General features: G+C 60.4%; 5 protein-coding genes. 1 reads left to right on the top strand and 4 read right to left on the bottom strand.

Annotation, left to right across the window (positions count from 1 at the left end):
* Positions 1 to 230 precede the first annotated feature (230 nt).
* Entirely contained in the window at positions 231 to 1,553 is a 1,323-nt protein-coding gene (locus tag DBR18_RS04420; RefSeq protein ID WP_108589397.1) for a putative porin, read from the top strand.
* Between the two features lie 171 nt (positions 1,554 to 1,724).
* On the opposite strand, the gene DBR18_RS04430 is transcribed toward DBR18_RS04420, so the two are convergent.
* The 4 genes from DBR18_RS04430 to hrpA form a co-directional block, all read right to left on the bottom strand.
* Positions 1,725 to 1,964 (bottom strand): anti-sigma factor, encoded by a 240-nt coding sequence (locus DBR18_RS04430; RefSeq protein WP_108589399.1) that lies wholly within the window; start codon positions 1,962 to 1,964, stop codon positions 1,725 to 1,727.
* Positions 1,958 to 2,572 carry an RNA polymerase sigma factor gene (locus tag DBR18_RS04435; protein WP_108589400.1) on the bottom strand — a complete coding sequence of 205 codons (615 nt, stop codon included), beginning with the start codon at positions 2,570 to 2,572 and terminating at the stop codon, positions 1,958 to 1,960. Before DBR18_RS04435 ends, DBR18_RS04430 begins: the two co-directional genes overlap by 7 nt.
* Before the next feature lie 107 nt (positions 2,573 to 2,679).
* Positions 2,680 to 3,801, bottom strand: a complete 1,122-nt coding sequence (locus DBR18_RS04440) for a beta-ketoacyl-ACP synthase III (RefSeq protein ID WP_108589401.1) — start codon at positions 3,799 to 3,801, stop codon at positions 2,680 to 2,682.
* A 320-nt stretch (positions 3,802 to 4,121) separates the two neighbouring features.
* Positions 4,122 to 6,860: ATP-dependent RNA helicase HrpA (gene hrpA / locus DBR18_RS04445; protein WP_256588533.1), on the bottom strand; the 2,739-nt coding region annotated here is incomplete at its 5' end.

Consider the following 6,860-nt stretch of genomic DNA (forward strand, 5'->3'; position numbering starts at 1 on the left):
CGGCATCCATTGCACACGCTCAATCGGGCGACAGCGCTCTAACTCAATAGTTCACGCCAACTTTGTATCGTCATCGACATGACATCACTTAGCCACTGCTCTGTCATAAACCATCGCGATACTCGCTCCTGTTTTTAGAGCGCCGGGTTCTACCCGGACACTGTTTTCCGACGTACGCGTCGGTGTGCCCAGGATGGTTCAGCCATCCCCTCTCATCTTCGGAGATTGCTATGCGTCTTGCTTCCACGAAAACTGCGGCGGCCCTGTGCGGTGGCCTGTTACTGGCCATAAGTGTTCCGGCCAGTGCTGCAGTCGACGCCAAACTGCTCGACATGCTCAAGGCTAACGGTTCCATTTCCCAGGCGCAGTACATCGAACTGCAAACCGAACTGGCCAAGGATCAGAAGGCTCAGCAAATCGCGCAGCAGGCGCAGCAAGAGACCAACGAGCAAATCGCGGCAACCGCGAAGAAAACCAATGAGCTGAGCTCCTTCGACCAGAAACTCGCCTGGGCCGCCAAGACCCAGTTCAAGGGTGACGTGCGTATTCGGCAGGAGACCGTCAAGATCGACGGCGAGTCCAACAACGGCGGCCGCGACAAGGATCGCCAACGCATCCGTGCCCGCCTCGGCGCCTACACCGAGATCAACCCGCAAGTCGACACCGGTATCCGTATCGCTACCGGCGGCGGTGACGATGCCCGTTCGACCAACCAGGACATGGACAACTACTTCGACAAGAAGCAGATCTGGCTCGACCTGGGCTACATCGACTACCACCCGGATGCGATCAAGAACCTGCACGTGATCGGCGGCAAAATGTTGCAGCCATGGGTGAGCATGGGCGACGTGATCTGGGACAGCGACATCAACCCGGAAGGTCTGGCCGTCACCTACAAATATCCACTGGGCAGCAGCGCCGAACTGTTCGGCAGCCTGGGTAACTACACCCTCAAGGACAACGTCGACGGCGAAGGCGTGCAGTTCCGTCACGACCTGCGTCTGACTGCCGGTCAGTTGGGCAGCCGTTTGGCGATCACCGACAACCTGAAACTGACCCTGGGCGGCAGCGTCTACGCCTACCAGAACGACGAAGACAGCCGTTGCACCGGGACTTCCACACCGTGCGCACTGTCGGTCAACGGCAACTCGGCGAACAACGAGTTCCGCTTGTACGAAGGTTTCAGCCAGATCGATATTGGCGGTCTGCCAATGCCGCTGTCGTTCTACGGCCAGTATGTGAAGAACAACGACGCCGTGACCGACGCCGATACCGCGTGGCTGGTCGGTGCCAAGTCGAAAGTCTTCGGTCTGAACCTGGACTACAACTATCGCGACGTACAGCGTGACGCCGTGGTCGGTGCGTTTACCGACTCCGACTTCGCCAACGGCACCACCGGTTCCCGTGGTCACAAGTTCAAGGTCGGTTACGACATCGACAAGAACTTCGCCATCGGCGCCACGTACTTCCTGACCAAGGCCGACTTCTCCAGCCGCACCCAGCGCGACGCAGACACCAACACCCTGCAACTGGATGCGGAAGCGAAGTTCTAAAAGGCGTCACCCTATAGCCTGACGCGGGCGGGACGATCCCCATCATCCGTTCGTTTCGTCCGCGCCGGGCTATTTCTGCAGGATGCAAAAAAAAACCTGTAGGAGCTGCCGCAGGCTGCGATCTTTTGATCTTCAAAAACAAGATCAAAAGATCGCAGCCTTCGGCAGCTCCTACAGGAGATTATCCTTGCGGCGTTGCTCGGCCAGACGCTCGGCCAGCGCATCCACACCCTCTTGCGGTTTCTCCGGCATCACCTTCAGCGTGGCCTGCATCAATCGCATCTGGCGAATGAAACGCCGGCAATTGGGGCAGAACATCAGGTGATGGCGCACCATCAGTTTCTCGCGAAAGCTCAACTGGCCATCGAGATAATCGCTGGAGCGTGCCACTTGTTCCTTGCAGGTCAGCATTCGCCGGTCTCCTCAAAATGCTCCACCGTGGCGAAGACTTTTAGCCGCGCCCGATGCAGCAGCACGCGGACATTGGAGAGCGAGATCTCCAGAAGATTACAGATTTCCTCCAACTCCAGCCCCTGACGCTCGCGCAACAGCAAAACACTGCTTTGCAGCTCCGACAGACTCAGCAGTGTGCGCTCCAGGCATTCGCGCAGCTCACTTTCGGTCAGCAGCGCCTCGGGGGTGTCCTGGTGCCACGCGAACGGCGCGACCAGCCAATGTCCATCGCCGGAAGAAAAGCGGTCATCGTCGATGGTGCCGTGGGGCGATGGCAGGTCATCCATCAACACCTCGCGGCGATTGAGCTTGTAGCGACTCTTGGCCGAATTGGCGGTGATGGTCAACAACCAGGTCTTGAGACTGGAACGTCCCTCGAAGCTACCGATGTGGCGTACCACCGACAGCCAGGCGTCCTGCACCACTTCTTCGACATGGCGCTGGCCGACAATCGCGTAAGCCACGGCGCGCATGGCACTCTGGTAAGTGCTGACCAGTTCCTTGAAAGCTTTTTGCTCACCGGCCAACAGGCGTTCGAGCAATTGGGTGTCGTCCATTACGGCCATTGGCGCCTCTTTTCTCATAAGGTCAAAAGCAAAAGATCGCAGCCTGCGGCAGCTCCTACAGAAATCAGTGTAGGAGCTGCCGCAGGCTGCGATCTTTTCAGGCGAACTCAGCGCTTGCGCAGGATCACGCTGCCGATCGAGTAACCGGCGCCGAACGAACTCAGTACCGCCAGCGAACCGCTGGCCAGATCGTCCTGATATTTGTGGAAGGCAATCACCGAGCCGGCGGAGCTGGTGTTGGCGTAGGTGTCGAGAATCACCGGCGCTTCTTCTTCGGTGGCTTCACGCCCCAGCAGTTTGCGCACGATCAAGTGGTTCATGCTCAGGTTGGCCTGGTGCAGCCAGAAGCGCTTGACGTCGCCAACGTTGAGTTTGTTTTCCTCCAGGTGCTCACCGATCAGCTCGGCGACCATCGGACAGACGTCCTTGAACACCTTGCGGCCTTCCTGCACGAACAGCTTGTCGCGAGCACCGATGCCCTCTTCCGCAGCACGGTTGAGGAAGCCGAAGTTGTTGCGGATATTGTTGGAGAACTTGGTCAGCAGTTTGGTGCTGACCACATCGAACTGGTGTTGGGAAGTGGCTGTGTCAGCACGCTCGATGATCACCGCAGTGGCAGCGTCGCCGAAGATGAAGTGACTGTCGCGGTCACGGAAGTTCAGGTGCCCGGTGCAGACTTCCGGGTTGACCATCAGGATCGCCCGGGCCTGGCCCAGTTGCACGCTGTTGGCGGCGGCCTGAATGCCGAAGGTCGCCGAGGAGCAGGCGACGTTCATGTCGAAACCGAAACCCTGAATGCCCAGCGCTTCCTGGACTTCGATGGCAATGGCCGGGTAGGCGCGCTGCAGATTGGAGCAGGCAACGATCACGCCGTCGATGTCGGCGGCGGTCTTGCCGGCGCGTTGCAGCGCCTGTTCAGCGGCGCCGATGGCCATCTGGCACAGCACCGACCATTCGTCGTTGGATCGCTCCGGCAGACGCGGGGCCATGCGCGCAGGATCGAGAATGCCGTCCTTGTCCATGACAAAGCGGCTCTTGATGCCCGAGGCCTTCTCGATGAAGGCGGCGCTGGATTCGGTCAGCGCCTGGACTTCACCGCTGGCGATGGCATCGGCGTTGTCGGCGTTGAACTGCGCAACATAGGTATTGAAAGACTGCACCAGCTCTTCGTTGGAGATGCTGTTGGCCGGGGTGTACAGGCCGGTGCCGCTGATGACGACGTTATGCATGGTCGTTTCTCTAATCTGTTCAGGCAGAAAGCGCTGGCACCGACGTACCAACACACAAAGGGTCTATTCCCGTCCGGGGGACGCTGACCTGGCATCTTTTCTTGCCGCACGTGACTTCGCCGAAGGCTCTGGGTCGCGAAACCGGCATTTATGGTCGCGAAGTTTGCCATAAACCTTGGCTTTTGGCGCCTTCTCCCGCAAAACGCACTCCCTGTAGGAGCTGCCGCAGGCTGCGATCTTTTGATTTTGCTTTTTAAAAGATCAAGATCAAAAGATCGCAGCCTGCGGCAGTTCCTACAGGGGCGATGCAGGGTTTGGGATCAGGCCTCGACCAGACTCCACTGCTTGCTCAGCCGTTTATCCGAGATCGGCACTTTTGTCCCCAACTGCTGGGCGAACAGCGATACCCGGTACTCTTCCAGCCACCAGCGGTACAACTCAAGTTGCGGATCGCGTTTGCCTTCCTGGGCATGCTTGGCGGCGCGGGTCTGGTATTGCGCCCAGAGGCCGGCCAGTTCACCGCTCCAGACCCGGTCCTTCTGTACCTGCGCGCCGAGTTTCTCGAAACGCTGCTCGACCGCCTTCAGATAGCGCGGCAGTTCCTTGAGCCATTGCATCGGCGTTTCCCGGACAAACCCCGGATACACCAGATTGCTGATTTGTTGCTTGATGTCGTTAAGCGCCACAGCCTGGGCCAGATCGATCTTGCCCTTGAAGCGTTTTTGCAGGCCGTGCCACAGCTTGAGGATCTCCAGCGTCAGCCGCGCCACGCGTTCGGCGTGTTCGGTCCAGCTGCCGCGTTTGCGTTCGGCCAATGCGGCAAGCCCGGCGCCGTCCCGGGGCAACGGGTCTTCACCTTCAAGGATGCAGCTGTCGAGGCTGGCCAGCAGAATGTCTTCGACCAGCGCATCCACTCGGCCCAGCTCGCGATAGAGCAGGCCCAACTCGGTGATGCCCGGCAGTTTGCTGCGCAGGAACTTCGCCGGCTCAGCCAGTTGCTGCAGCAGCAGGCGCTGCAAGGCGCGGCGATGCTGGAACTCGGCTTCAGCCGGGGTCGAGAACCGCCCTTCCTTGACCGTGCCGCCCTCTTCCACCAGCGCCGGATAGACCGTCATCGACAATCCGGCAATCTTCTGCTGGGTCTTTTCCGCCACCGGGGCGAATACCTTGGCCTCCACCGGCTGCTGACTTTTCGCACTCTGTGGCACCGCCAAAGCGGCTTGACTGGCTTCGGCAAAACGCGCGGTCAGCTCGGCCAGATCGCGGCCCTCGCCGAGGAACTTGCCCTGGCCGTCGACAATTTCCAGGTTCATCCGCAGATGGCTTTCAACCTGCTGCGCCGCTTCCGCCCATGCTTCATCGCTGACGCGCACACCGGTCATGCGCAGCAGCTCGCGACCGAGTGCTTGCGGCAACGAACCCTCGGCGAAGGTCATGCGCTGCAACGCCGCCTTGATGAAGTCCGGCACCGGCACGAAGTTCTTGCGCAAGGCTTTCGGCAGATTGCGCACCAGCGCAATGCACTTGGCCTCGATCAGCCCCGGCACTAGCCATTCCAGGCGCTCCGGCGGCAGCATCGGCAGCAGCGGTGCCGGCACGCGCAGGGTCACGCCGTCGCGCGGGTGATTGGGTTCGAAGTGGTAGCTGAGGGCCAGTTCCAGATCGCCGATGTGCAGCGTGTCCGGGTAATCCCGGGCGGTGACTTCACTGGCCTCGCGGGCCAGCACGTCTTCTTCGCGCATGATCAGCAGTTGCGGGTTTTTCTGACTGTTGACCCGATACCAGCTGTCGAAGGTCGCGGTCTGGTGAATCTCCGCCGGCAAGCGCGCATCGTAGAACGCGTACAGGGTTTCTTCGTCGGCGAGAATGTCACGGCGACGGGCCTTGGCCTCCAGTTCGTCGAGCTGCTCGAGCAACTGCTTGTTAGCGGTCAGGCACTTGGCTTTCGACTGAATCTCGCCCCGCACCAGACCTTCGCGGATAAACAGCTCCCGCGAAACCACCGGATCCACCGGGCCGTAATGCACCGGACGGCGACCGACCACGATCAGCCCGAACAGAGTGATCTGCTCGTAGGCCACAACCTGACCGCGCTTTTTCTCCCAATGCGGTTCGAAATGGTTTTTCTTGATCAGGTGCCCGGCCAGCGGCTCGATCCAGTCGGCATCGATCTTGGCGACCATGCGCGCGTAGAGCTTGGTGGTTTCCACCAGTTCGGCGGTCATCAGCCACTGCGGACGTTTCTTGCCGATGCCCGACGACGGGTGAATCCAGAAACGCCGCTGACGGGCGCCAAGGTAATCGCCGTCCTCGGTTTTCTGGCCAATCTGACTGAGCAGGCCGACCAGCACCGCTTTGTGCAGTTTCGGGTAATCCGCCGGTTCCTTGTTGAGGCTCAGCTGCATGTCGCGGCAGATCAGGCTCAACTGGCGATGGGAATCACGCCACTCGCGCAGACGCAGATAATTGAGGAAATTCTTCCGGCACCAGTTACGCAGCGGGCTGGCGGTCAGCGCCTGGCGCTGTTCTTCAAAACCGCGCCACAGATTGACCAGCCCGGCGAAGTCCGAATCGGTGTCTTTCCATTGCGCGTGGGCCTGATCGGCCGCTTGCTGACGCTCCGGCGGACGCTCGCGCGGGTCTTGAATCGACATGGCGCTGGCGACGATCAGCACTTCCTGCAAGCTGCCGAGCCTGGCCGCTTCGAGCAACATGCGGCCCATGCGCGGGTCCACCGGCAGGCGTGCCAACTGGCGCCCCAGCGGGGTCAACTGGCTGTTGCGATCCACCGCCGAGAGCTCTTGCAGCAGGTTGAAACCGTCGCTGATCGCCTTGCCGTCCGGCGGCTCGATAAACGGGAACGCGGTGATTTCGCCGAGGCGCAGATGCAGCATCTGCAAGATCACGGCGGCAAGGTTGGTGCGCAGAATTTCCGGATCGGTGAATTCCGGGCGACCGAGGAAATCTTCCTCGCTGTACAGGCGCACGCAAATCCCCGGCTCGACCCGGCCGCAACGACCCTTACGCTGATTGGCGCTGGCCTGGGAAATCGCTTCGAT

Origin of the sequence: Pseudomonas sp. HMWF021 (assembly GCF_003061005.1) — a bacterium.
Lineage (GTDB): Bacteria > Pseudomonadota > Gammaproteobacteria > Pseudomonadales > Pseudomonadaceae > Aquipseudomonas.

Bases quoted from the DNA above. Each gene is read 5' to 3' on its own strand.
- DBR18_RS04420 (WP_108589397.1), top strand. From the start codon at position 231: ATGCGTCTTGCTTCCACGAAAACTGCGGCGGCCCTGTGCGGTGGCCTG.
- DBR18_RS04430 (WP_108589399.1), bottom strand. From the start codon at position 1,964: ATGCTGACCTGCAAGGAACAAGTGGCACGCTCCAGCGATTATCTCGAT.
- DBR18_RS04435 (WP_108589400.1), bottom strand. From the start codon at position 2,572: ATGGCCGTAATGGACGACACCCAATTGCTCGAACGCCTGTTGGCCGGT.
- DBR18_RS04440 (WP_108589401.1), bottom strand. From the start codon at position 3,801: ATGCATAACGTCGTCATCAGCGGCACCGGCCTGTACACCCCGGCCAAC.